Genomic DNA, 24,073 nt, shown 5'->3' with positions numbered 1-24,073 from the left:
TTTTGTTATGATTCTGATAGGTGGCTGCTTACATTGTAATCTTTGACGCGCCACTTATTTTCAATTCGTTCGATATTGCTCAGGCACGCATTGACAAGCTTTGCGTTTTGTATGCCGGTATCACCGTCAGAAATAGCGGACAAGAGGGCGTGAATGGCTGCGCCGTGAGCGACGATCAGTACTTTTTGATCAGGAAACCGCTCCTGAACTTTCACTAAACCGGCAAGCATTCTGTCTGTCAGCTCTTCTGCGGTCTCCATGTTCGGGTAGTTTTTATCCGGGTAGCGCTTCGACCGTTCCGGCAAAGACATTCCTTCCGCATCACCGTAGCTCCGTTCTCTGAAATCTTCCATGACGACAATGGGAAGATTCAAAAACCCGTTAATAATGTCAGCTGTTTTTCTGGCCCGTTTCATCGGGCTCGAGACGATGACATCCCATTCGGACCCCTTTAAGTACTCTCCTGTTTCTTTCGCCTGACGCTCTCCCGTCGCATTTAACGGAATATCCGATTTGCCTTGAAGCTTCTTTTGGGCATTCCAATCAGTCTCTCCATGTCTTACTAAACAAACGGCAGTCATAAAGTCTCCACTCCGATCATTTTTTATCGATATCATCTATTATACTGCCGTTACGTTAACACTTCAAAGAGAAGCGCCAGTCCGACTCCGCCTCCGCTGCCGATCGCTGCTGCTGCGTAGCGGGCATCCGGGCGTCTTTTTGCTTCATAAAAAAGCCGGGTGATAAGCGCCGCCCCGGAAGCCCCGTACGGATGCCCGACGGCCAGAGCGCCGCCCCGGACATTTATTTTAGAATACGGCACTTGAAGCTGCTGTGAAAAAACGCATATTTTGACGGCAAACGCCTCGTTGATTTCGTATATATCAATATCATCCGGTGACAGGTCCCGTTCCTTCAAAAGCTTTTTGACGGCATAAACCGGAGCTGCTGACGGATAATGCGGATGGACGCCGCTTACCGCGCTTCCGATAAAACGCAATCCCGGCTTTAAACCGAGAGACCGCGCTTTTTGTTCTTCCATCACACAAACTGCCGCCGCCCCGTCAGAAATTCCGCAGCTGTTGGCCGCGGTGACAGAGCCTCCGGACTGAAAGACGGGTTTGGCGCGGGCGATGAGAGGCTCCATGTTCCGCTTTTTCAGCATGTTTTCGTCAGCGGCGAATCCGTGACAGGGGAGAATTTCCCGGCGGTACAAGCCGTCTTCGTACGCTTTGACGCTCCGTTCATAGCTGAGAAGGGCATATTCGTCCTGCATCTTTCTCGTTACGCCGTAAGCCTGTGCCGTATACTCGGCCGCTATGCCCATATCAGGATCGCCGATGTGTTCAGGAGAAAAGCGCGCCCGGGATGAGAAAGGGGAACGGCTGCTGCTCTCCGCTCCTCCCGCGATGTATGTGCTCCCCGCGCCGGCTTTAACAAAGTGGCACGCGACCCTCACGGCGTCCAATCCGGAACCGCACTGCCTGTCGATGGTCGTACCGGACACGCTCAAAGGAAGCCCGGCGGCCAAGGCTGACAGCCGGGCGAGGTTCCCGCCGCGGCCCGTCGCGTTTCCGATCAGGACTTCATCAATGTCTTCGGGCATGTTCCGGCTCAAATGTCGGATCAGCGGAGCTGCCAAATCTTCGGGGAGACAGTCTTTTAACAGGCCGTTTTCCCGGGCGAAAATCGTCCGCTTCGCATCCGTAATTACAGCTTCCATTCCATCATGTCCTTTGCCAGCTTTTGTACGGCGGCACGGGCGATCTTTCCGCCGGCTGTTTCCGGTATTTCTGAAAACAGCCATTTTTTCGGGATTTTATATGCCGCCAGCTGCTCGCGGCACTGTTTCTTCAGTTCCTTTACATTTGCATGTCCGTCGATCACCGCAACGGCGATGCTGCCCCAATAATCATCAGGAATGCCGATGACGGCCGCTTTTCTGACGCCCGGACAGCGGTTGAGCACACGTTCTATCTCTTCCGGGAATACATTCAGGCCGCCTGATACGATCATCCCGTTTTCACGTCCTTCGATATAAAGATAGCCTTCACGATCGATATATCCCATGTCATCAACCGTCATCCAGCCGGAATCATCAGGTTTTGCGCCGTTGATGTATCCGGAAAATTTCATCGGGCTGTTCACAAAAATCTTCCCCGTTTCGCCCGGCATGCAGCGTTCCCCGCCGGGCCGGCGGATTTCGATTGTAACATTTTCAAACGGACGGCCCGCCGCGTCAGGCTTCCGGGCGCTGTCTTCAGGCGATAAGAACGCCACGAAACTCAGCTCAGACGTTCCGTAAAAATCGTACAACCGTAAATGGGGATAGCGCTCTGACAGCGCTTGTTTAGACGAAGCGGGCCAGTCTGCACCGGAAGAAATCACCTTGAGCGGTGTATCCGGAAACGCCTCTAGTGAGAGCAGGGCGTCCGTCATTGTCGGAACGGTATATAGAACGTCAGCTTGTCTGAGCCGGTCTTTCATTCCGGCCGGATTGAATTTTCTTTGAAGGAGGACGGTTCCGCCGATAAACAAAGTGCTGACGGCGCCGTATAAAAAGTGTGACGAGCGAAGCGTGCCCGGTACCAGCACTTTGTCATCAGGGGAAATGCCGAACTCACGTTTCGTACAAGAAAAGCTCTCCAGCCACGAACGGTGAGAGCGGGTGAAGGCTTTCGGCTTACCGGTCGATCCCGAGGTGAATCCGGTATAAAAGGGCAGGCCGGTGTTTTTGATAAAAGCGCCTTCCGTTTTTTCCGCCTCGATCAAAGGCCTGCATTCATCCCACAGGATGACAGGCGTTTTGATGCCGTCCAGTCTGCCGCTCAGCCGGCGGTCACAGATGACGAGGTCGGTTTTGCTGATGTGCAGCTGGTCCGCGAGTTCCGCCGCAGCCGAGCGGGGATCTAACGGAACCGCCGTGCAGCCGGCATGCGCCGCCCCTGCGAAAAGTTGTAAAAATGGGATGCCGTTCGGCAGTAATATCGCAAGGTTTTCCGGTTTATCTGAAAGGCTGCCAAGCCAGTTTGCGGTTTGGTTTACTAGCCTGTTCCAAGTTTGATAGGTGATCTGTTCTGTTTCTGTCTGAATTGCGATCTGTTCCGGCGCTTGTCCGGCTGTATCTGAATATGATGATGTAATCATGGTGACTAAAATCAGCTTCCTTTCGTCGGCAAAAGCCGGCTTGCTTGAAGAGTTTTTCTGATTCTTACGGCTGCGAATGAGGCTGCGGCCGCTTTAAGCAGATCTCCGGGCACATAGATGAGGCTGAGCTTTACGGCAGTCAAGATATCAATGTGCATTATAAAAGCCTGAACGGGAATGCCGATGACATACAAAAACAGCACGCCGAACAAGAACTGTCTGATAAACAAATGGGGGACAGCAGCTGAGCGAAGGCCTTGGATGCTGAGGCTCAGCAGTAATGCCGCCAGCGGATATGCGATGAGATATCCGGCGCTCGGCCCGAAAAAAACCCCGAACCCGCCTCTTCCGCCTGAAAGGAGAGGCGCTCCGCATGCCACAATCAGCAAAAAAAGCAATTGGCTTAAAAATGCCGCTTTCGGTTTCAGGATGCTTCCTGATAAGAGCACACCGATCGTCTGGAGCGTAATCGGAACCGGCGTAAAGGATAAGAAAAGCGGCGGAAGCAGCCCCAAAAGTCCCATAATGGCGGTAAACACGGCAATATGCATCATTTCTGTCAATTTCATTATGTATTCCTCCAGCTTATCAAAATATGTTTATACAATAAAGCGAGTCTTTATATATGTCAACTCTATTATATTTTAAGTTAACATTAAAAAGACCGGCCCTTTATGAAAAAGGCCGGTCGGTTTATCTTTATTCTTCTGTAAGGATAACAAGTGAATCAACGGATGATGCAACGTGGGAAACGGCGCGGCTGACTTCTTGAAGGCCGCCGAGAAAGGCCTGCAAATCAACGTCGATTTTGCCTGTCTGGTCTTTGCTCGTTTTCATGCTTTGGACGATGTCATCAAACAGACGGTTGATCTGCGTCATTTTTTCTTTCGTTTCGCTTACAAGTCCGTTTACATCTTTAATATGTTTGGACACGATGTTGATTTGTGTATTGGTATTGTTCACGAGCTCTGATACGGTGGAAACGGTTTTTTTCGTATCCTCTGAAAGCTTCCTTACCTCCGTCGCGACAACGGCGAACCCTTTGCCGTGCTCTCCGGCTCTTGCGGATTCTATTGAAGCGTTGAGTGACAGGAGATTCGTTTGCTCGGCGATCCCCGTCACGATGCCGAAGATTTTTTCGATCTGCTGGGCGATGTCATTCAGCTTGTCCATTTCTTCTTCAATCTGCAGAAGGCTGGCGTCGATTTTATTCATCTGCTGCTGCTGGCTTTCAAGCTCTTTTTTCCCGCCGATTGATTTTTCTTCGACATGTACGGAAGTGACGGTGCCGGCTTTTGACGCCTCGGAAATGCCCTCGGATTTATCGACCAGCTCCTGCACGGCTCTGCTCGTTTCTGAAAACAAATCAGCGAGTGATCCGGAAGTTTCCTGGATTTTCTGATGAAGACGGGCTTTCTTTTTCTCTTGTTCGTCACGCTGGCAGTTATATTCAGTCTGGAATGCTTCAAGGACGAGCTGCTGTTCAAGATTCAATATTTTCGTCGTCGCTTTGATCGCTTTTAAAAGCTCATGCAAATCCGGAATGGTTGCTTCATATATGTTCATCATCGACAGAAGCAGATCCTGAAACGCTCCCATATACCATTTCGGTTCAAGGCCGATCCGCAAGTGGATGGAAGCGATGCGCTGTCTTTTTTCAATGAATTCATCATCAATTGTGCCGGCGAACATCTCATGGATATGACGCCGTAATGTTTTTTTCAGGCGCTCGACCGTGCTGTGGTCGTTAATGATCGTCATTAATGATTTTTCGTGATCAAGGTTTCGGTAAAAGGAATCGACGATTGTTGAGATATGTTCTTTAATTAACGGCTGCAGCTCTTCAAGCACATGAAGTTCTTCGTTTCCGAGCCTGACCATTTTCAGCTGTTTTTGGACATCTGCATATTGATTTGAAAGCGCGATGCGTTTTTTTCCATCGGCTTCTGAAAAATATGCTGTTTCTTTTTTGCGGTCTTTTTTAAATAACAATATAAGTTCCCCCAGATATTCTCTTTTTCTTTTTATCGGTTTGGAAGGAACTTGAATGAAGGAATCTGATAAAAATATTTTAATGCGGAAAAAAATAAAACCATTCGTACAGAATGGTTTAGTCAATCTTGGGTGAGACGTTTCAGCGGCTTGATGGCGGGACCTTCGGCAACCCCGCCGTCGGGTGTGAACCGGGACCCGTGACATGGACAGTCCCACGTCCGTTCGCCGTCATTCCATTCAACCTCACAGCCTAAATGGGTGCATGTCGTATCGACAAGATGCAGACAGCCTTTTTCATCTTTATAGGCGCCGGCCCGTTTGCCGTTTACCGTTACGATTTTTCCCTCCCCGGGCCCAAGACTCTCAGGCGCAGCGTCCGGCCTCTCAAGTTTGCCCGAGATAAGGTGTTTGGCCACGTCGGCATTATAGGAAATCAGTTTTTTCAGTCCGGGATCTGCGTGGAAGCGTGACGGAATAAACAGGCCGGAAAACGGGTTCTTTTTGTTTTGAATATGATCAGCCAAAAGCTTCGCGGCGAGCGCTGAGCTTGTCATGCCCCATTTTTTAAAACCGGTCGCCGCCAAAATATGTTCTTCATCGCCTGAGATCGGACCGATGAACGGAATTTTGTCAATGGTGACAAGGTCTTGTGCAGACCAATGATATGGGATGCTTTCAACTCCGATTGTGTCTTCCGCAAATTGTTTCAGCGCTTCGTAATGCCCGGACATTTCTTTTCCTTGGCCTGTTTTGTGGCTTTCACCGCCGACAAGCACCAGTTTTTCACCGTTCAAATCGGTGTATCGCAGTGATCTGGACGGCTTGTCTATGCTGAGATACATCCCGTCCGGATACGCTTGTTTCGGTTTTACCGCAAGTACGTAGGATCTGCTGGCATACATTCTGGCGGCATAAAGCCCGCCTCCGTCATAAAAAGGAAAGTGGGAAGCGCAGACAATGTAGCTGCACTTGATGCCGTGTCTGTTTTTCGTGACCACTTCCGGCTGCGGTTCTTTTTTTATGTCGATCGCAGCCGTCTGTTCAAAAATCCGCGCCCCGTTTTTAACGATCTCTTTGACGAGCGCCGCACCATATAAAAGCGGATGGAATTGCGCCTGATTCTTCATGGCGAGGCCGAGCCTGCAATCAACGGGGACGGGAAGTTCTTTCACAAGCTCGTGTTCAATACCGAGCTTGGTATAAGCTTCCTGCTCACTGCGCATTTTTTTGACGCCTGATTCTGTATTGGTGTAAAGATATGCGTCTTGTTCAATCAGTCTGCAGTCAATCGAAAGGTCCTTGATGATCTGCTTCATGTCTTCCATGGCGCGGAGATGGGCTTCGAAATACAGCCTTGCGCTGGTCAGGCCGATCTGCTGAATAAGATCGGCATAGATGAAATCATGCTGGGCGGTGATTTTTGCGGTCGTGCCCGCGGTCGTCCCGTTTAAAATCCGGTCTGCTTCAATGACAGCGACACGGAAACCTCTTTTCGTCAGTTCGTATGCCGTTGTCAGGCCCGTAATTCCTCCGCCGATCACCGCAACGTCACATTCCGTATCTTCAGTGAGGGCGGGAAAGGAAGGAATGTCAGCTGTTGCTTTCCAATAGGAAGCCGGTTCCTCGTTTGAAAAAGTAGTCAATTCAGATTTACCTCCTCTGTTGTATATTCTTAATTTTTCCAATAAGACTCTGTTCATACATGAAATTCGTATAAGATGCTCAAATTACTCATAATATAGTAATTAATGTAAAGGAGTGATCAAAATGGCGAATCAGAAGAAGAAAACCTTGCCGCCGCAGCATCAAAATCGGCAGCCGGGCTTTGAATATGTAATGGACCCGCGCCCCGTTTTTGACAAACCGAAAGCGGCGAAAAAACTTGAAGGGAAAACGGCGATCATCACGGGCGGAGACAGCGGGATCGGCCGCGCCGTATCCGTTTTATTCGCGAAGGAAGGCGCTAATGTGGTCATCGTTTACTTTGATGAGCATCAGGATGCCGAAGAGACGAAGCAATATGTAGAAAAAGAAGGGGCGAAGTGTCTGCTGATCGCAGGGGATGTCGGCGACGAAGCCTTTTGCAACGATGTCATCCGCCAGGCGGGCCAAGCCTTTCCTTCCATTGACATCCTGGTCAACAACGCGGGTGAGCAGCACGTGCAGCCGGGGATTGAGAAAATCACGAGCCACCAGCTCATCAGAACGTTTCAGACGAATATTTTTTCAATGTTTTACTTGACGAAAGCCGCGCTCCCTCACCTGAAAAAAGGAAGTTCAATCATTAATACGGCCTCCATTACCGCCTATAAAGGCCACAAAACATTGATTGACTATTCAGCGACAAAAGGGGCGATCGTCACGTTTACAAGATCTCTTTCCCAATCTCTTGTCACTCAGGGCATCCGGGTAAACGCAGTGGCGCCGGGGCCGATCTGGACGCCGCTGATCCCGGCGAGCTTCTCGGCGAAGGAAGTGGAAGTCTTCGGCTCAGACGTGCCGATGCAGCGCCCGGGAGAGCCTGTTGAAGTGGCGCCGAGCTATTTGTACTTAGCAAGCGATGATTCTTCCTATGTCACGGGACAGACGATTCATGTGAACGGCGGCACCATCGTAAACGGATAATGTAAAAAAAGCCAATCCATATGGATTGGCTTATTCACTCTGTTTGAGAGCGGCATATTCTTTTGAAAGCGTGAGGAACGCTTCTTTATTTTTATCATCAAGCGCCTTATTAATCTGCATTGTCAGCATGGCGATCCGGCGTTTATACAAGGATTCATCAAGCACCATTTGAATGTAAATATCGGCCATTGTCACATCGAATTCGTTTGCTTTTTCCGTGTTGCGGGACTTCATGAGCTCAGTGTACGACTTTTTCTCTTTCATAAAGAATCCCCCCAATGCCTTTTTTATAGTATATGGATAACGGCCGGAAAAATCAATTAATTTTTATAATCTTTAGATAACTAATACTTGGAAATATATCGACATATCCTGCAAATTGACGAAAAAACGAAAATGATCATTGTATAAATGAGGTGAAATGAAAAAGAAAAATAATATTTAAATAGTAATTTAAGACTAAATTACAGCTTTAAAAGGTGATTTTTAGCTATATTCAAAAAAAACCTGTCGTTTTCCAATGACAGATGATAGATTATTAGTATAAATTTTCAAGAAAAGGATTGGAGGCTGCACATCATGTGCCAGAAAACACACGCACCCTTAGAAAGCTACGAAGTAAATCGTTCAACCATCGCTGTTTTGCCTGAGGAAATAGACGGTAAAATGGGGTCGAAGGTCATTGAAAAAGACTGCATTCTGTATGTCAGCATGAAGCCGATTCACATCATCGACAGAAGCTGCCGCTACTTTGGCTCCAGCTATGCCGGGAGAAAAGCGGGAACATATGAAGCGATTAAAATTTCTCACAAGCCGCCGATTATGGTGGACCCTTCAAATCACATCTTTTTATTCCCTACACTTTCTTCTGCAAGGCCTCAATGCGGCTGGATATCTCATGTGCACGTTAAAGATTTTCAACCGACGGCATTTGATGACACAGCGGTCACGTTCTCAAACGGCAAAACGATGGAACTGGAAGTATCCTATCATTCTTTTGAAAATCAGGTTTACAGAACCGCCTATCTCAGAACCACTTTTCAGGACAGGATGGGCAGTCATATCCCGAAGCGGCAGGAATTCATGCTGTATCCGAAAGAAGAGCGGACAAGAATGATCTACGACTTTATTTTGCGGGAGCTGGGGGAGAGATATTAGAGAAAGCTGTGATGTAAAGGGACGGGCCCTTTCCTTTTGGGAAGGGCTTATGATTCGTCTGAGATTACAAAATTTTCATTTAATGATAATATTAAAGAAAAAATTCTTGTAATTAAGAGGTGTTAGCATGAATATTGATTCGCAAGCTATAGCTACAATTATTGCTGCTGTTATAAGTTTATTTGCGGGAGCTGCCCTGTTTCGTTTTAAATTAAATGCAAAAAAAACGACTGTTAATAAAATTAAAGGAAACAATAACGTTATTCAGTCTGGCAAAAGAAATAACTCTATAATCAATGAAAAGAAGGATTAAGTTATGAAAAACAAAATTAAAGGAAATAAAAATGTCATTCAATCAGGTTATGAAAACTTATCAATTGCGGATTCTGAAGTAACAATAGTGAAAGTCTCTACAAAAGATAAGATTAATGAACTTATGTCTCAAGGAAAACAAGATGAGGCCATAAAACTTTTACAGTATTATAGAAAACAACTAGAGAGTAGTCACCCTTTTTCTCCATTTTATAAATACGAAATTATTGATGTTGGTGATAGAACCTTAGTTAAGCATTCTCCTATAAACAAGCAAGCCGCTTATGATTACCCCTTATCATATAAAACCAATTTTACAGTTGATGATAACGAAATTAATGGATTTACTGATCTAAACGAGCTTATTGAAAATGCTTTTTTTAAAAGAAAAAAAGTTAAAATAAACTTATTGTCTCTGCAAGCAATAATTGGTAGTGAACCAGTGCACACACCACACTTAAATGAGTTTATTAAGGGAAATGAGTGGTTTATTGCACCTATAGGAGAGCCGCCGATCTTAAAATTAAATTTATATATCAAAAACCCTTCATCTGATATTATTATAGACTATCTTGAGATGAGTATTAACGAATTTAACAGAAAGAAAGGTTACATGATTATTAATAACGATGTTCAAGAAGAATCCAAGTTACAGGTAAGTATGTTAATTCCTCTCGTGATGAGCACAGATGGAAATTCATTCTCAATTGTTTCTGCTGAAATTATACTCAATATGAAAACAAGAGAAGGTTATGAAAAAAATGTTAGTGCACATAAAATTTTATTGAATTTTTTGGATGTTATTTCCGAAAATAAACATCCATTAGCATTTAAAGAGCTGGTCAGTGGGAAGGACTTTATGGTTGCAGAGAATTACATAAATAAACCTAAAGATGATAAGCTTGATTTTGAATTAGAAATTATAAAAAGGCTCAGTCGATTGGAGGATTTTTTCAAACTTACATTTGAACTCCCCGATACTATTTCAAAAAATGAATTTGAAGGAATTGAGTTGTTAGAAAGTATTATGAATAATACATTTGTTGAAAAAAAACTAGACAAGCTTGAATTGAGTGGAATTCAAAAAGAATCAGTTGAGAGTCTTATTTCTTATTTTGATAAAGGTGATGAGGACGGCATACCTTTTTATTTAGAGAGAAGCGGAGTTAATCCCCGCATAGAATTGTTTGGTGCGATTATTCCTATTGAAAAGATTGAATTAACATATAAATCATTGAGAATTTTCGAAATAGAAAAAATTAAGGAGAAATATAAGTTTATGGATTGTGGTGATAATATAACAATTAAATTTATTCCTGGTTCAAATCCAATATTTAAAGAACGGGTTATTTTAAAAAATGATGAATCTATAAGAAATTGAAATTTTCGTAAAAAAGCAAGACTGTAATAAATATCAGATTGATAGGAGTTTATTAGGGAAGGAATTTATAAACAATAACTAATGAGAGAACAATGCTTTGAAAAAGATTTGATTGAAATGAATAAACAGAGAGAATTGAATTAGGAAACACTTCATTCAATAAATACTCTGATTCGCTAGAATTGTTGATGATTTCATTAAATGAAAAAGCATCCTTTTTTTCGAAATGGATCATGTAAGAAGGAGATTAGAAATGTTGAATTTGTGAAAGCTGATCAATCAAGAATGTAGCATACCTTTCTTAATTTTCCTTTAGACTTTCTTAAACAGATTGGAGCTATTTTCTTGAGGAAATCCTTGCCCCAAAGGAAGAGGACAAGAATGATCTACGACTTTATTTTGCGGGAGCTGGGGGAGAGATATTAGAGAAAGCTGTGATGTGAAGGGACGGGCCCTTTCCTTTTGGGAAGGGCTTCGATTTACATGCCCGGATAGAGTTGTATCGTGTCCGTCTGTTGGCTATGATGATGTAAAGAGTAATGATAATTCATTTTAGGAGAGATGGGCATGGATGTGTTTGCAAAATATGTATCAGAAATCGATAATCCGGATCACCGTCTCAAAGCAGAGGAAATTTTGTCGTGGACGGCTGACCAATTTCCGAACTTAGAAGCGCAGATCAAGTGGAACAAACCGACATTTACCGATCACGGCACCTATATCATTATGTTTGCCGCGGCAAAAAATCATTTGAGCATTTTACCTGAAAAAGAGACGATGGAGCATTTTGCCGATGACATCGCCCAAGCCGGGTACAGCGCTTCTTCACGCCTGTTCAGAATTCGGTGGACTGATCCGGTGCACTATGATCTGCTTAAGAAGATCATCGAATTTAACATCAAAGAAAAAGCTGAAAATCCGGGGTTTTGGCGTTAGCGGACGTGATGTTGAAGGAGGAAGACATGGACGTTTTCAAAGACTATTTATCAAGTATCGACAGCCCTGACCATCGTCTGCGAATGGAGGAAATCCTGTCGTGGACGTCTGAGCAATTCCCGGGCTTAACACCGCAGATCAAGTGGAACACGCCGATGTTTACCGATCACGGCACCTTTATTATCGGCTTTGCGGCAGCAAAGCATCATGTAAGTGTTTCTCCCGAAGAAGCTGGAATTTCGCATTTTGCCGACGACATTGCCCGTGCCGGCTACAGCGCTACTTCCCGTTTGTTCAGAATTCAATGGACTGAACCGGTGTATTATGAGCTGCTTGAACGCATGATTCAATTTAATATCAAGGATAAGGCGGACTGCTCAGCGTTTTGGCGGAAATAATGAAAGAAATGTTAAAAAAACAACCCTGAGGAGGGCTGTTTTTTTATTAAACGTAATCCGAAAAATAAGGGATTTGCGTATCCGGCAGACCCTTACGAAACACACGATGGCGGAAATCGTGCGTTCAAAATTCTTTATTTGACGACAGACATGCTGACGCTGCTGCCTGACACTGTCAATTTGGCAAAATCCTGTGTATCAATCACAGGTGTGACTGCTTTATTGTCGATCGTGATGTTCGTAAAGGCTGTCGAGAAGTTTGATTTGATGTAAGGGCGCTGATCCTCTGATGTGACCGCGACGGTGGCGAGCGCTTTCCATTTTGAGACAGAGCCTACATTGGTTTGGGCGAGTTCTGAGATGATGCGGCCGGTGTATCCGTCATTATTCGTGCCCCAATATGTGGCGCGGGTATTGCCGTTCAGATTTTTGTAAATGGTCAGCTGTACGGTGCTGCCGGGCCGGAAGCCTTTCGTATAAGTGAATTGGCTTTCTCCTTCCAGATACCGGACCTGGCCTTGTCCCTTTGAACCGACTTTCATGATCGGTTTCCATACATGATAGGTGTCACTGTACTGAAGCCCGATATCGGCCTCTGTGCCTCCGGTAAATCCTGAGTAAATATAGGCTGTCCCATTTGACACCTGAATCGAGCTTGGAAGCTGAATTTTCGTGACGAGAACTGAGCCCGTGCTGTTCAGATAGGCCCTTCCGCCGATTCCTTTACTGAGCTGGGACGCCGCTTCCGCCGTATTGGGACTGATCACCCCCGGAATATCCGCCGTACATGCGCCGAATAGAACGGCTGTAGTGAGAACACCCGCAACAAGCCCTTTTTTCATCATCATTTCTCCTCCTATCATCATAGTCAGATAGCGCTATCAATTCATATTATAAAAGGTTTTGGGAAAAATTCCATAAAAGATATACGGGAGGACGTAAATTAAAACTATTTTCCTATTTATCTTGTAAATGGAGATTATTTGAACTATGATATGTTCAGTCATACAACATGATTCAGGAAAGGGGATAGGATAGAAATGAAAAAGACGGCAGCTGTGCTTTTGTCTTTCGGCCTGGTATTCGGTTGTTCATACGGAGCGGGGCAGACGGCAGAAGCGAAAACAAAGGTAAAAACGTATCAAAACTGTAAGGCGCTGAATAAGGTGTATAAGGGCGGCGTGGCCAAATCGTCGAAAGTGAAAAACAAGGGCGGCAGAACAAAGTACAAGCCGTATGTATCAAAAGCGCTTTATAATGCAAATAAAAGACTTGACCGGGATAAAGACTATATCGCATGTGAGAAATAAAAAAACAAGCCTCTTTAAAGAGGCTTGTTTTTTTAAATGGATTCGGCGGTGACGGCGGTTCCGTATCCGATTAATTCGGATGTGTTCTGTCCTGCGGTCAGTTCGAACCGCAGGCCGACGATGGCGTTCGCTCCGAGCTGCTCCGCCTCTCTGATCAGCCGCTCTTTCACCGCTTTTTTGGAGTCTTCCAGCATTTCGGTATAGCTTTTCAATTCGCCGCCGACGACAGATTTTAAGCCTGCAAGCAAATCTTTTCCGATGTGACGGGACTGGACGATACTGCTTGTCACCAAGCCTTTTACTTCCGTAATCTGTTTTCCGGCGACGGTTTCGGTCGTTGTCATGATCATGCGGCTTTCCCCCTTCATGTGTCTTACCGCTATTTTATCATTAAGCCGCCTTTTCGGCTGCGCTGATTTGTTTTTTTCTGACTGCGGCGCTGACGGCAAACATGACGGCAATGTTCAGAACCAGCGCGATGATGCCTGTATTCATATCCTTAACGATCTGCGGAAGAAACGGAAAGAGGGTTCCGACGGTTGATTCGGTCAGCGTAATGAAGGCCACTGTTCCGACCCCGGCCGTTATGCCGGCAAAAGCGCCGTGGCTTGTGATGAAACGCCGCTTCGGCAGGCTGAATAAGAGGGCGGGGAAAAGCTGGGTGACAAGGCTGTAGCCCATTAAAAGCAAGGTGACGATGGTATTTCCGCCTTTCAGCGTAAAATATACGGAAATCAGCGCGATAACGGGTACGGCGTATTTTGCGAGCCGTGAGACTTTTTCGTCAGTCGTGCCGGGCAGAATGGCTTTGTACACATTTTTGGCGAACAGCGTGCTTGAGGCCATTAATATCATTGAACCGGGTACAAGCGCCGTCAGGATGCCCGCCGATCCGATCAGCCCGACAAACCAGGGATCAAAGGTTTTCACAGACAGCTTTAATAAGGCGAGATCCGTGTCCGCCCCTTTTAAACCGGGCACCTGCAGAATCGCCGCAAATCCGGTAAAGATGACAAACAGCAGGACGAGCTGATAAAGAGGCATGATGATCGCGTTTTTCCGAAACACCCGCGGATGCTCCGCCGAATAGGAAGCGGCAAAGGTATGAGGCCACATATAAAAGCCGAGGGCGGTCAGCAAAACCGTTGAGCTGAACCAGGAAACGCTCTGTCCGGTTTCCGGCAGCGTGAGAAAACCGGGTTTTGCGGCGTCAATTTGTTTGAACATCTCCGTAAACCCGCCGTAATAATGAATGGGCAGATAAATACCTAAATACAGGACGATGCCTAAAATCATGATATCTTTGACGACGGATATCCACGCTGAACCGTGGATTCCTGAAATCATCACATAAATCGTGATGGAGACAGCGCCGATCCAGACAGCGGCGGAGGGCGGAATCTGTCCGTATGACGTTGCTGAAACAATTAATCCGAGCCCTTTCAGCTGCAGGACGAGATAGGGGATGAGGGATGCGATGCCGACGAGCGATACGAGAATGCCGAGGAGCGGGCTGTTGTATTTTGAAATAAAAAAATCTGATTGCGACATCAGTTTGTGTTGTTTGGCGTAAGTCCACACGGCTGGCAGAAGCCAATATGACAAAATGTAGGCAAGACAGCCGTACGCGATAATATAAAAGGCCGGGCCTCCTTTTCCGTAAGCCCATCCGCTTCCGCCGAGGAATGTAAAGGTCGTGTATATTTCTCCCGCCATTAATAAAAAGACAAACATCGTGCCGAAGCCGCGTCCGCCCACCGTCCATTGTTCAAGGTCCATATGTTTTCCTTTTCGGGCCCGGATTCCGAGATATACACAAAACAGGAGCACGGCGGCCATTACGGGAAATGCTGCGTTCATTCCGTCTCACCCGCCTTGTTTTCTTTGTCCAATTTGTAAACGGCGGCCATCAGAACGGAAGTCAGCACCGCCCAGATGACGACATATGCGAGAATGAAAGGCATTCCGAAAACATAAGGCGTCACCCGGTTGGCAAATGGAATGCCGGCGAGAATTCCGAAAAAGGGCAGGGCGGCGAGAACATGAATCAGTTTCATAACATTCCTCCTTTTCATTGAAAACAGCGTGTCCCGATTATAAAGAAAATCATGTCGAATGTATAGTGTGAATAGTCTGAATTTTATTTTTTGAAAAGGAAAAGCAGTCCCGGCTGCTTTTTAAATGGTCGCAAGAGACAGGTAATATTCCAATAAGGCGGTTACCTGTTCCCGTATTCTCGGGTTGAAATAACGGTGTTTTTCTTCATAGCCGTTAATGGTGCATATATAAAGCGTAAATGCTTCGTCTCTTTCCGCTTCGTATATTTTAATTTTACGCTTTCTTAACTCTTTTCGAACATCACTCAAATCCTTTTGTGCTAATTTTAAAGAGCAGCTGATAAGCTGTTTATAGGGTTGTTTTAATTTGAACGGGCACGAATCAAGCGCTTCGAGGTCCCGGTTCAGGATGGCGGCCGCCATGGGCAGAAACAGCCCTTTTTCGATGAGATCGCGGGAGCCGCTCCGAATGTCAGGCATAAATACTCCTTCTTTCTTAAAAAAGAGAACGTTTGTTCTTATTTTATACTCGCTTACACGATATTTCAAGACGGAAAATCCCGTAAACATTTTCGTTTTTTGGAGATAATGTGTAGAATAAGGATAGACAAACTCGTTAAGGAGTATAAACGTTGGAGCATTTTTTATCATATTTGACTGAGGAACAGCTGACGGAATGGTTCCAAAGCTATAGAGCTTTCGGCCCGGCGGCTGCGGCTGTATTGCCTTTTATTGAAGCGTTTCTTCCGTTTTTGCCGCTCGTTGTATTTGTGGTGGCGAATACGAATGCATTTGGTTTGTGGGAAGGTTTTTTTCTGTCATGGCTCGGGTCTGCGTCAGGATCGATGCTGATGTTTTATGCCGTCCGCCGTTTCGGACAGAAAAGAGCTTTCGGTTTCATCCGCAGGCATCAGACCATAAGGCGGATGATGCTCTGGGTTGAGCGGCACGGTTTCGGTCCGCTGTTTATTTTACTTTGCTTCCCCTTTACGCCGTCCGCTGCGGTTCATATCGTTGCCGGTCTGTCACGGGTAGGGGCGCTGCAGTTTATATCAGCAGCCGCGATGGGGAAAATGGTTATGATCTTTATGATCAGTTTTATCGGGTATGATCTTCACGCACTCATTACACAGCCTTTCAGGATGGCGGGCGCCATAATGGTGATCGCGGTGCTGTGGTATGCCGGAAAGCATATCGAACGGCGTTTACAGACGAGAATCAGTCAGCATGAGAAAGACGGAGGGAGACAGGAATCTTGAAAAAACGATTTTGGTTTATAGCCGGCGTGCTTATCGTTGTTTTGGCCATACAATTAAAGAATGCCATTTTTATTGATTATAAAGTCGAAGGAATCAGCATGAATCCGACCTTTAAACAAGGAAATGAGCTGATGGTCAACAAGTTTTCCCATCGTTACAAAACGATCCGCCGTTTCGATATTGTTCTGTTTAAAGGCCCGCACCGCAAAGTGCTGATCAAACGTGTCATCGGGCTCCCCGGCGAGTCAATCGCATACAGGGAGGATCAGCTGTATGTGAATGGAAAACGGGTGGCGGAACCGTTTTTAAAACCGTTAAAGTCATCATTGTCCGCCGGGAGCCATGTGACCGGTGATTATACGCTGAAGGAAACGACCGGGCGCAAAAGCATACCGAAGGGACAATACTTTGTTATTGGCGACAACCGCATATACAGCCTCGACAGCCGTCATTTCGGTCCGATTAAGGATAAAGACATTGTCGGAGTCATCAGTGAATCAGACGCCAAGTGAACGGCGTCTTTTTTTCGGAAATGATTGTCAAAAAGCGGAGGAAAGACTATAATGAAAATTGTTACGCGCGAAACAAAAAAGGAGGCGTTTTATTTTTCATATTTTTGTTACGCGCGCAACAAAAATATGAAAGAGGGCTGATGAAATGAAAACACAGGCTGCCATTATCGGGGGAGGTCCGGTCGGGCTTATGCTTGCATCAGAACTGGCGCTGGCCGGAGTGAAAACGACTGTCATTGAACGATTGAAGAAGACGGTGCCGTATTCCAAAGCGCTTATCATGCATCCGCGCACACTTGAGCTTTTTGCCATGAGAGGCATATTGGAACGCTTCTTGGAAAAAGGGACGAAGGTGTCTTCCGGCCATTTTTCCATGCTGGATACACGGCTGGATTTTTCTCGGCTGGATACGAAGCAGAATTATTCGTTAATGCTGCCACAGGCAGAAACGGAGCGGATGTTGGAGGAGTATGCATCAAGTCTCGGCGCAGACATCATCCGCGGGGCGGAAGCGGTGGCTGTTACCCAGACGGATGACGGAGTGGAGACGGTGTTCCGGGACGAAAGCGGAATCCGCACTCTTCACAGCTTATATGCCGCGGGTACAGACGGAGCGGGGAGCATTGTCCGGAAACAGGCGGGCATCGCTTTTTCGGGCACTGATGCCGACTTAACAGGAACCCTTTGTGATGCCGCTTTGAAACATCCGCCCGAATCTTCCTTTTTTTCAACGTGCCGGCTGGAGGGATCGGTTGTGATTATCCCTCTTACGGACGGACTTTTCCGCGTCCTCATCGTTTCTCCGCACGTCCCGCAAAAGCGGAAGGAAGAGCGGGTCACCGAAAATGAGCTGAAAGAAGACCTGCGGCGGATATGCGGCACTGATTTCGGATTGAGTGATCCGGTATGGATGTCGCGGTTCGGCAATGCCGAGCGTCAGGCTGAGCAGTACCGCTCCGGCCGGATTTTTGTGGCCGGGGATGCGGCGCACATTCATTTTCCCGCAGGCGGCCAAGGCCTGAATACGGGGCTTCAGGATGCCGTCAATCTCGGCTGGAAGCTGGCGGCGCAAATGAAGGGAAAAGCGGCGCCTCATCTTCTGGACAGCTATCATCAGGAAAGGCACAGCACAGGAAAAGAAGTGCTGCACAATATCAAAACGCAGATCAAGCTCATGGATTTTACCGAGTCGGGGATGGCATTAAGAGAAACGATGACCGCTTTGCTGGATTTTCAGGAGTCCAACCGTTTATTGGCGGGAAAAGTATCCGCGCTTGATCTGCATTATGAACCGGATGCGGAGCTGCCGCCGCATACCCTGAACGGAAAACGCCTGCCGGATATCGAACTGACCCTTCATGACGGGCGGCCGGCCCGGCTGTATGATTTTCTCCGCAAGGGCGGCTTTGTGCTTCTGTCATTAAGAGGGAGCATTCCCGCCGGTATTGATACGGACAGCGTGGCGGCAGTCAGGGCGGAGCTTGCTGAAACACGTGCCGATTGGAATGACGTCCACACCGTTTTAATCCGGCCGGACGGCCATGCGGCATGGGCAGCCGGCGGCTCGGGACGTGAAGCGGAAGAAGCCGTTCTGGCCGGTTTGGAAAGATGGGGATTATTCATCTGATAACCTTTTTATGCGCCTGTGTGATTGTTTCTTGTGTAACAAAACGTTATAGTAAAAAGAAACAATCAATACGGAGGGGTGACTCAGCAGTTGGACAGAAGACAGCCAGACCATGCAAAACACATGATTCTTGAAGGGCTGACAGATATTTTTCACGAGCAGGAGAGGTGTCAGGAGGATATCAGGGCGTCGTTGGCCGGACGGATGGATGAACTCCGTGAAGAAAACGGGAAAAAATTACAATTGACCTTGACGGAAATTCACATTTTGTCGTGTATCGGAGAACATGAACCGATCAATGTCACGTCAATAGCGGAAAAAATGAAGACGACAAAGCCGACCGTGTCGAGAAGCTGCGCGAAGTTTTTGGAAGCCGGCTTTCTGCGCAGAACCCGGCTGAGCGACAATAAAAAAGAAGTCTATTTCCGGCTGACTCCTGCCGGGAAAGAGCTGCATTCCCTTCATCATGAATATCATGAATTGATAAAACAGCGGCTCTTGGCGTTTTTAGACCGCTATACAGATGAAGAACTGTTATTTGCTGAACGGCTGTTCCGTGATCTTTCAGCAAACTGGCGGTCTGTCAATGGCAGCGGAGAGCTGTTCAAATAAAAAACACGCATATGGATGCGTGTTTTTTTATTCGGATCATGTTCCTCTTTCTGCCCGGCCTCTTTCGCCGTGTGCCCGTTTCAGCTGAGAAAGGTGGTGCAGCAGCCGATAGAAGGGCGGAAGCATGGCGATGACGAGAACGATCCGGATGACCTGAACCGCGACGACGAAAGTCGAGTCTTCGTGCAGGGTGATCGAAGTCGCCGCCATCTCGGCGATCCCGCCGGGAGAAAAGGCGAGAACAGATGTAATCATGGAGATGCCCGTTAATTTAGAAACCGCAACCGCGCTCAGAATCATGGCGGCGATTAATCCGACTGAAGAAATAAATCCGACGGTCAGCACTCTCGTCACGCCGGTGAACATGCTTTTGTACATTTTTGATCCGATTGTGGCGCCGAGAAAAATTTGTGACAGCTGGTTCGCTTCCGGCGGCCACCAGGCCAGCATGTCTTTGCCCGCCAAGGCGGACACGCCGATTTCCGCAACAGCAACGCCGATCATGCTGCCGAGCAGCCAAGGGGCGGGGAATTTCAGCCGTTTTGCGCCTTTACTTGCAAGCCAGGCAGCTAAAATAAATCCGGCCGTTAACAAGACGGGAATAAGGCCCGGATGTGAAGCTCCTGCTGAAACGGCTCCGGCTGGTGTCTGAGCCGCACCGTTTTGTTTAGTAAATAAGAAAATGACGAGAAACGGTATTGTCATGACGACCAAAAGGACGCGCGTCAGCTGAATAAGGCTTACAATCGCGGTGTTTGCGCCGACTTCCTGGGCGATACCCGGCATGGCGGATAAACCGCCCGGCGCCGTTCCTACAAAGCTTGTCATCATGTCCGTCCGGCTGAACCGAAAGAGCACATATCCGGAAACAAGCGCCATCACGATAGAGAAAATCAGCATGAAGCCTACCGGAAGCCAATGCTCCCGTAAAACCGACAGAACGGACAGGTTCAGTTTCTGGCCGAGTTCGATGCCGAGGATCATTTGTCCCGCCGCAAGCCATCTGCGGTGAATCCCTCTTCTGTCAGGCGCCATGAACAGCCAGCGGGGCCTCGTCATGGAGAGGATGCAGCCGGCGGCAAGCGTTCCGAGCATCCAGGCGATCGACATCCCTGTGAGCGAAAGAAGAAACCCCCCTGCCGCACTGATGAGAATAAACCAGATATCCGTAAGGAGATGTTTGTCTTTCTTCAATGAAAACCCTTCTTCCTGAAACATTCATATTAAATTGTTAAGCTCGTTAACCTTACTATTACTATAGTATAGATTTTGAGATAAATAAATAATGAATTATTTCTCATAATCCATTCATTTTTCTTATCGAAAACACAAAAAAAGCTCCGGAGATGGGTGAGTGCACCCTACTCCGAAACCTCGCCCGCTTTTCCTTTCCACACAAGCGTCAATCCCAGACCGAGAAATAAAACCACACCTGCGAACAGAAACGGGAAGTGAATATTCATATCAAATAAAATACCGCCCAGAGCCGGGCCGAAAATGGTGCCCAAACTCGTGTATGTTGAGTTCATACCGGCAACAAACCCCTGCTGATTTCCTGCGATCTTCGATAGATAAGTAGTCAGTGCCGGGCGCAGTAAATCAAACGCAAGGAAAATGATGCAGGTGACAGCGAGCACGGGCAAAAACCCTGACATCACCGTAGAAACGAAAGCCAGCACAGCGCCGATGATCAGACAAAGCTGAATGACTTTTTTCTCCCCGAGGAAGTTGACAAGTCTGCCGAACGCGAGCACTTGAATGAGGACTGCCACAATGGAGCTGAACGTAATAATAATGGCGATATCCTTTGGCGTGAAGCCGAATTTATGGTTTGTAAATAAGCTGAATACCGTTTCGTACGCCGACAGCCCGAATGCCAAAACAAAAACGATGATAAAGGCGATCAAGTAGCTTGGATGAATCGACTTTTTCAAATCTTTTAAGAAGGTTGATTCTTTGGCGCTTTCCATCTGCTTTGCGCGTTCTTCTTTAGTTAACGGCTCTTTCAGCATAAAGACAGAGGAAATCACTGCGATAAATGCAATTCCCGCCGCAAAGAAAAACGGCATACGAACGCCGTGATCGGCAATAAATCCTCCTATGCCGGGCCCGATGATAAACCCTGTGCTGATGGCGGCAGATACATAGCCCATCGCCTTCGATCTTTCCTGCACCGTCGTAATATCTGCGACATACGCTGTAACGGCGGGCATGATAAAAGCGGCACTGATGCCCCCCAGCACCCTTGCGAAATATAAAATGGAGACATGTGTGCCCAATCCGAAGGTCAGCTCGGATAATGCGAACAAAAACAGTCCGGCGAGAATCATGATTTTTCTGCCGAAACGGTCAACCCATCTCCCCGCAATGGGAGATGCAATTAATTGCGCGACGGCGAAGGCAGCGACAAGGTATCCCATTGTGCTGCCCGTCAAGTGCATCACATTCATAAACAGCGGCATAACGGGAATGATCAATCCGATGCCTAAAAACGCAATAAATATGTTGCTTAATAAGATGATGAGTACAGCCTTTTGTTCTCTGATCGGTTTTTGCATGTTGTTTCTCCTTTGTCAGCTGTCATTCAGTTTATCAGCGTTGATCGACCCGTGAATAAACACGGAGATGGCTTCTTTTTGCAATTCGATTCTTTGCTGAATGGTATCGTTTTTATATAACACATCTAAACCGTAGAAGACGGATAGCAGGATTTTTACTTTTGATTCGACATGATGAATGGACCAGCTTCCGTCTTGATTTCCTTCTTCTAAGATCTCTCTCATCACATCGTCATATTCAATATCAATTTTGTTGAGCCGCTTTACGACCTCCTCTGACGTAAACGCACTCGCATAAAACTCTTCACTTGCTCTCATAAGCGGGTAATTGATGCTCATCCGGCTGAGCAGCTCCGCAAAGCCCGTCAGCTTTTCGGCAGCATCTTTCAGATCAGCTTCCATTTCCCTCCACGTCTCGATCATCACGCGGTGATCCTCTTCCATGATATGAAGAAACAGAAACTCTTTTCCTTTAAAATGGTGATAAAGATTGCCTTTACTGATCTCGGCCGCCTCTAAAATATCCCGAATCGATGTTTCTGAATATCCTTTTTTTGCAAATAAGTCACGCGAAGCGGATACGAGCCTGTTCTTCGTCTTTTCGCTCTTTCCGGCACCGCCTTTTGTATTTGTCACTTCACACAGATCCTTTCCGCCTCATTCATATCGTTGTCCCGGCAAAGCGGGGCTCGGTTCGTTTAAAACCGACCAGTTGGTTTATTTTATTATAAAGGGTTTTTGCTGACTATACAATGAAGAAGTTATCCATTGTTTAGTGGAAGTATAAAAACGGCTCGAAAAATAAACCCCATTCTCTCCTATTGAAAGAACGGGGTTTGTCTGCCGTCTGAAGACTCCCGGCGGGGGAGTGTGATCTGCCTGAATCGTTATTTTCCGGTATTTACCTCGGTGTAGCTTGTGTTCGGCGCGTTTGATACCGTTCCCCCTGTATGGTGGAAAGGAGAGTGGGCCATATCGTATAAAAACCAGACGGCATGACGCTGCTCGTCAAATGCCGTGCGGGCAAATAACCGTTTCGCTTCCGGATGCACCGCTCTATCGGATGCCTGTAAATAAAAATCATTCGTTTTCTGCTCATCATAAAACGCCGCCCTCAGTCCTTCTCTGTATGTGTGCGGACAATGCTCCGTCTGTTTCGGCGTCAACTGTTTTCCGGTAATTGACGTATACAGTGAAGAGAAAGCGTGCATGTGGCGCACTTCTTCCTCTCTGATATGTTCGATTCGTCTTCTGATTTCTGCGGTCGGCGCTTTTTCGGCTAATATTGAGTAGCAAATCACAGCGCTGTATTCACCGTTTATGGATTTTACCAGATCCTTTATAAGCACAGAATCGTCACTGCAGATGGCTGTATAATGAAAAAAATTCTCGTGCATTGGACTCACCCCCGGATGTTTATAGGGTATTATACGGCGGCAGCCCGTGACATGTGCGGATGTCATTTTTATTCTTGATCCAGCGGCGATGTAATATGGTCGTCGTATGTGTCGACAAAAAGCCGGCCGTTGCTTCCGCGCACAGCGTATACGACGTCTTCCGGTTTGAGGTTTCTCTTATCCAATTCTTCTCTCAGCCATTTTTCCGATACGTGGTTTTCTTCCAGATTTTTCATTACCAGCCGGCCGTCCATAATCAGCTCAACGGCAAAGTTCTTTTCATGTCCGGCAAAGATGCCGAGATCCTGTCTTGTAACGGGCGCAAATTCCGGTTTGACCTCCACTGACATGCTGCCGTTTGTTTCAATGATGGCAGTCTGAACCTGAGAAATGTCAAATACATCATTTTCACGAAGCTGCTGGTTCAAGTAGTCGAGGGTATAGCGCATCTTTTTCATATTATGCTCAAGTATTTTTCCGTTTTGAATGATAATGGTCGGTTTGCCTGCAAAGAAACCCCTGGCAGTTCTGTTTTTCATAGAAAGATATGCGACAAGATAAATGATAACCACAAAAATCGTGTAAGCACTGACAGTAAAATGAATCGGCAGTTTTGTATTAAACGACAGATTGGCTGTGATGGCGCCGAGCGAGATGGCCGCAATGAAATCAAAAAGCGTCATCTGTGAAATGGTTTGTTTTCCGAGTATACGGGCGCCGATAAACAGAATGCTGAACGACAGAATCGTTCGCACAATCACTTCGGGATATTCTGACATCATATTTAAT

Annotated in this window: 28 protein-coding genes and 1 pseudogene; 11 read left to right on the top strand and 18 right to left on the bottom strand. The window is 46.7% G+C overall.

Features of this window, described 5'->3' with window-relative positions:
• Nucleotides 1–5: 5 nt before the first annotated feature.
• The 7 genes and pseudogenes from C5I45_RS14330 to C5I45_RS14305 all read right to left on the bottom strand — a co-directional run bounded on the left by C5I45_RS14330 (nucleotide 6) and on the right by C5I45_RS14305 (nucleotide 6,785).
• Complete coding sequence (locus C5I45_RS14330) at nucleotides 6–581, bottom strand: histidine phosphatase family protein (RefSeq protein WP_014304741.1); 576 nt, start codon at nucleotides 579–581, stop codon at nucleotides 6–8.
• Nucleotides 582–631: 50 nt separating this feature from the next.
• Complete coding sequence (locus C5I45_RS14325) at nucleotides 632–1,723, bottom strand: acetyl-CoA C-acyltransferase (RefSeq protein ID WP_107994465.1); 1,092 nt, start codon at nucleotides 1,721–1,723, stop codon at nucleotides 632–634.
• A complete protein-coding gene (locus C5I45_RS14320; protein WP_014304742.1) occupies nucleotides 1,711–3,147 on the bottom strand; it encodes an acyl-CoA synthetase in 1,437 nt (478 codons plus the stop codon). Before C5I45_RS14320 ends, C5I45_RS14325 begins: the two co-directional genes overlap by 13 nt.
• Nucleotides 3,148–3,158: 11 nt before the next feature.
• Nucleotides 3,159–3,716, bottom strand: coding sequence for a biotin transporter BioY (locus C5I45_RS14315; RefSeq protein WP_014304743.1), 558 nt, complete (start codon nucleotides 3,714–3,716; stop codon nucleotides 3,159–3,161).
• A 130-nt stretch (nucleotides 3,717–3,846) separates the two neighbouring features.
• Nucleotides 3,847–4,362 (bottom strand): methyl-accepting chemotaxis protein, encoded by a 516-nt coding sequence (locus C5I45_RS20265; protein WP_369719112.1) that lies wholly within the window; start codon nucleotides 4,360–4,362, stop codon nucleotides 3,847–3,849.
• Between the two features lie 243 nt (nucleotides 4,363–4,605).
• A pseudogene (locus C5I45_RS20260) lies at nucleotides 4,606–5,346 on the bottom strand (protoglobin domain-containing protein); the annotation flags it as partial.
• On the bottom strand, nucleotides 5,262–6,785 hold the full coding sequence (locus C5I45_RS14305; protein WP_043866970.1) for an FAD-dependent oxidoreductase: 1,524 nt from the start codon (nucleotides 6,783–6,785) through the stop codon (nucleotides 5,262–5,264). The gene C5I45_RS14305 and the pseudogene C5I45_RS20260, both read right to left, overlap by 85 nt.
• Nucleotides 6,786–6,909: 124 nt before the next feature.
• Here C5I45_RS14305 and C5I45_RS14300 point away from each other — a divergent pair, with 124 nt between their 5' ends.
• On the top strand, nucleotides 6,910–7,767 hold the full coding sequence (locus C5I45_RS14300) for an SDR family oxidoreductase (protein ID WP_007610477.1): 858 nt from the start codon (nucleotides 6,910–6,912) through the stop codon (nucleotides 7,765–7,767).
• 30 nt (nucleotides 7,768–7,797) lie between these two features.
• On the opposite strand, the gene C5I45_RS14295 is transcribed toward C5I45_RS14300, so the two are convergent.
• Nucleotides 7,798–8,031, bottom strand: a complete 234-nt coding sequence (locus C5I45_RS14295) for an IDEAL domain-containing protein (RefSeq protein WP_003155181.1) — start codon at nucleotides 8,029–8,031, stop codon at nucleotides 7,798–7,800.
• A gap of 315 nt (nucleotides 8,032–8,346) precedes the next feature.
• On the opposite strand from C5I45_RS14295, the gene C5I45_RS14290 reads away from it, so the two are divergent.
• The 5 genes from C5I45_RS14290 to C5I45_RS14270 all read left to right on the top strand — a co-directional run bounded on the left by C5I45_RS14290 (nucleotide 8,347) and on the right by C5I45_RS14270 (nucleotide 11,952).
• Nucleotides 8,347–8,925 (top strand): competence protein ComK, encoded by a 579-nt coding sequence (locus C5I45_RS14290; protein ID WP_003155179.1) that lies wholly within the window; start codon nucleotides 8,347–8,349, stop codon nucleotides 8,923–8,925.
• Nucleotides 8,926–9,052: 127 nt separating this feature from the next.
• Nucleotides 9,053–9,238 (top strand): hypothetical protein, encoded by a 186-nt coding sequence (locus tag C5I45_RS14285; protein ID WP_072588961.1) that lies wholly within the window; start codon nucleotides 9,053–9,055, stop codon nucleotides 9,236–9,238.
• A gap of 3 nt (nucleotides 9,239–9,241) precedes the next feature.
• On the top strand, nucleotides 9,242–10,618 hold the full coding sequence (locus tag C5I45_RS14280) for a hypothetical protein (protein WP_101562872.1): 1,377 nt from the start codon (nucleotides 9,242–9,244) through the stop codon (nucleotides 10,616–10,618).
• A gap of 567 nt (nucleotides 10,619–11,185) precedes the next feature.
• The gene (locus C5I45_RS14275) at nucleotides 11,186–11,554 is read left to right on the top strand and encodes an iron chaperone (RefSeq protein WP_003155175.1); all 369 of its coding nucleotides are present in this window, start codon (nucleotides 11,186–11,188) and stop codon (nucleotides 11,552–11,554) included.
• Between the two features lie 26 nt (nucleotides 11,555–11,580).
• The gene (locus C5I45_RS14270) at nucleotides 11,581–11,952 is read left to right on the top strand and encodes an iron chaperone (protein WP_032857761.1); all 372 of its coding nucleotides are present in this window, start codon (nucleotides 11,581–11,583) and stop codon (nucleotides 11,950–11,952) included.
• A gap of 134 nt (nucleotides 11,953–12,086) precedes the next feature.
• Here the strand turns inward: C5I45_RS14270 and C5I45_RS14265 are convergent, their stop codons facing one another.
• Nucleotides 12,087–12,797: a YrpD family protein gene (locus C5I45_RS14265; protein ID WP_003155170.1), complete on the bottom strand. Its 711-nt coding sequence runs from the start codon at nucleotides 12,795–12,797 to the stop codon at nucleotides 12,087–12,089.
• Nucleotides 12,798–12,992: 195 nt separating this feature from the next.
• Here C5I45_RS14265 and C5I45_RS14260 point away from each other — a divergent pair, with 195 nt between their 5' ends.
• Nucleotides 12,993–13,262: an excalibur calcium-binding domain-containing protein gene (locus tag C5I45_RS14260; protein WP_003155168.1), complete on the top strand. Its 270-nt coding sequence runs from the start codon at nucleotides 12,993–12,995 to the stop codon at nucleotides 13,260–13,262.
• A 32-nt stretch (nucleotides 13,263–13,294) separates the two neighbouring features.
• Here the strand turns inward: C5I45_RS14260 and C5I45_RS14255 are convergent, their stop codons facing one another.
• The 4 genes from C5I45_RS14255 to C5I45_RS14240 all read right to left on the bottom strand — a co-directional run bounded on the left by C5I45_RS14255 (nucleotide 13,295) and on the right by C5I45_RS14240 (nucleotide 15,799).
• Nucleotides 13,295–13,612: a YbjQ family protein gene (locus tag C5I45_RS14255; RefSeq protein WP_003155166.1), complete on the bottom strand. Its 318-nt coding sequence runs from the start codon at nucleotides 13,610–13,612 to the stop codon at nucleotides 13,295–13,297.
• Between the two features lie 40 nt (nucleotides 13,613–13,652).
• Nucleotides 13,653–15,122 (bottom strand): sodium:solute symporter family protein, encoded by a 1,470-nt coding sequence (locus C5I45_RS14250; RefSeq protein WP_015388467.1) that lies wholly within the window; start codon nucleotides 15,120–15,122, stop codon nucleotides 13,653–13,655.
• Nucleotides 15,119–15,319, bottom strand: a complete 201-nt coding sequence (locus tag C5I45_RS14245; RefSeq protein WP_003155162.1) for a DUF3311 domain-containing protein — start codon at nucleotides 15,317–15,319, stop codon at nucleotides 15,119–15,121. The genes C5I45_RS14250 and C5I45_RS14245 overlap by 4 nt, the downstream gene beginning before the upstream one ends.
• Nucleotides 15,320–15,439: 120 nt before the next feature.
• On the bottom strand, nucleotides 15,440–15,799 hold the full coding sequence (locus C5I45_RS14240; RefSeq protein ID WP_003155160.1) for a YhjD family protein: 360 nt from the start codon (nucleotides 15,797–15,799) through the stop codon (nucleotides 15,440–15,442).
• A gap of 152 nt (nucleotides 15,800–15,951) precedes the next feature.
• On the opposite strand from C5I45_RS14240, the gene C5I45_RS14235 reads away from it, so the two are divergent.
• The 4 genes from C5I45_RS14235 to C5I45_RS14220 all read left to right on the top strand — a co-directional run bounded on the left by C5I45_RS14235 (nucleotide 15,952) and on the right by C5I45_RS14220 (nucleotide 19,329).
• Nucleotides 15,952–16,578 carry a TVP38/TMEM64 family protein gene (locus tag C5I45_RS14235; protein ID WP_024085095.1) on the top strand — a complete coding sequence of 209 codons (627 nt, stop codon included), beginning with the start codon at nucleotides 15,952–15,954 and terminating at the stop codon, nucleotides 16,576–16,578.
• Nucleotides 16,575–17,090: a signal peptidase I gene (lepB, locus tag C5I45_RS14230; protein WP_003155158.1), complete on the top strand. Its 516-nt coding sequence runs from the start codon at nucleotides 16,575–16,577 to the stop codon at nucleotides 17,088–17,090. Before C5I45_RS14235 ends, lepB begins: the two co-directional genes overlap by 4 nt.
• Nucleotides 17,091–17,235: 145 nt before the next feature.
• A complete protein-coding gene (locus C5I45_RS14225; RefSeq protein WP_107994464.1) occupies nucleotides 17,236–18,717 on the top strand; it encodes a monooxygenase in 1,482 nt (493 codons plus the stop codon).
• A 90-nt stretch (nucleotides 18,718–18,807) separates the two neighbouring features.
• Nucleotides 18,808–19,329, top strand: a complete 522-nt coding sequence (locus C5I45_RS14220) for a MarR family transcriptional regulator (RefSeq protein WP_107994463.1) — start codon at nucleotides 18,808–18,810, stop codon at nucleotides 19,327–19,329.
• 36 nt (nucleotides 19,330–19,365) lie between these two features.
• On the opposite strand, the gene C5I45_RS14215 is transcribed toward C5I45_RS14220, so the two are convergent.
• From C5I45_RS14215 to C5I45_RS14195, 5 genes are all read right to left on the bottom strand, one after another.
• Nucleotides 19,366–20,523: an AbrB family transcriptional regulator gene (locus tag C5I45_RS14215; protein WP_107994462.1), complete on the bottom strand. Its 1,158-nt coding sequence runs from the start codon at nucleotides 20,521–20,523 to the stop codon at nucleotides 19,366–19,368.
• Between the two features lie 167 nt (nucleotides 20,524–20,690).
• Nucleotides 20,691–21,887 carry an MFS transporter gene (locus C5I45_RS14210; RefSeq protein ID WP_003155154.1) on the bottom strand — a complete coding sequence of 399 codons (1,197 nt, stop codon included), beginning with the start codon at nucleotides 21,885–21,887 and terminating at the stop codon, nucleotides 20,691–20,693.
• Between the two features lie 15 nt (nucleotides 21,888–21,902).
• On the bottom strand, nucleotides 21,903–22,523 hold the full coding sequence (locus C5I45_RS14205; protein WP_014304751.1) for a TetR/AcrR family transcriptional regulator: 621 nt from the start codon (nucleotides 22,521–22,523) through the stop codon (nucleotides 21,903–21,905).
• Between the two features lie 251 nt (nucleotides 22,524–22,774).
• Nucleotides 22,775–23,284, bottom strand: a complete 510-nt coding sequence (locus C5I45_RS14200) for a ferritin-like domain-containing protein (protein WP_014304752.1) — start codon at nucleotides 23,282–23,284, stop codon at nucleotides 22,775–22,777.
• Nucleotides 23,285–23,352: 68 nt separating this feature from the next.
• A complete protein-coding gene (locus C5I45_RS14195; protein ID WP_021734194.1) occupies nucleotides 23,353–24,066 on the bottom strand; it encodes a DUF421 domain-containing protein in 714 nt (237 codons plus the stop codon).
• Nucleotides 24,067–24,073: the final 7 nt, after the last annotated feature.

The sequence above is a fragment of the Bacillus sp. ZY-1-1 genome (assembly GCF_003047165.1).
Classification (GTDB): domain Bacteria; phylum Bacillota; class Bacilli; order Bacillales; family Bacillaceae; genus Bacillus; species Bacillus velezensis.
Note: the sequence above shows the minus strand (reverse complement) of the source record. Positions and strands in the feature narration are given on the sequence as shown.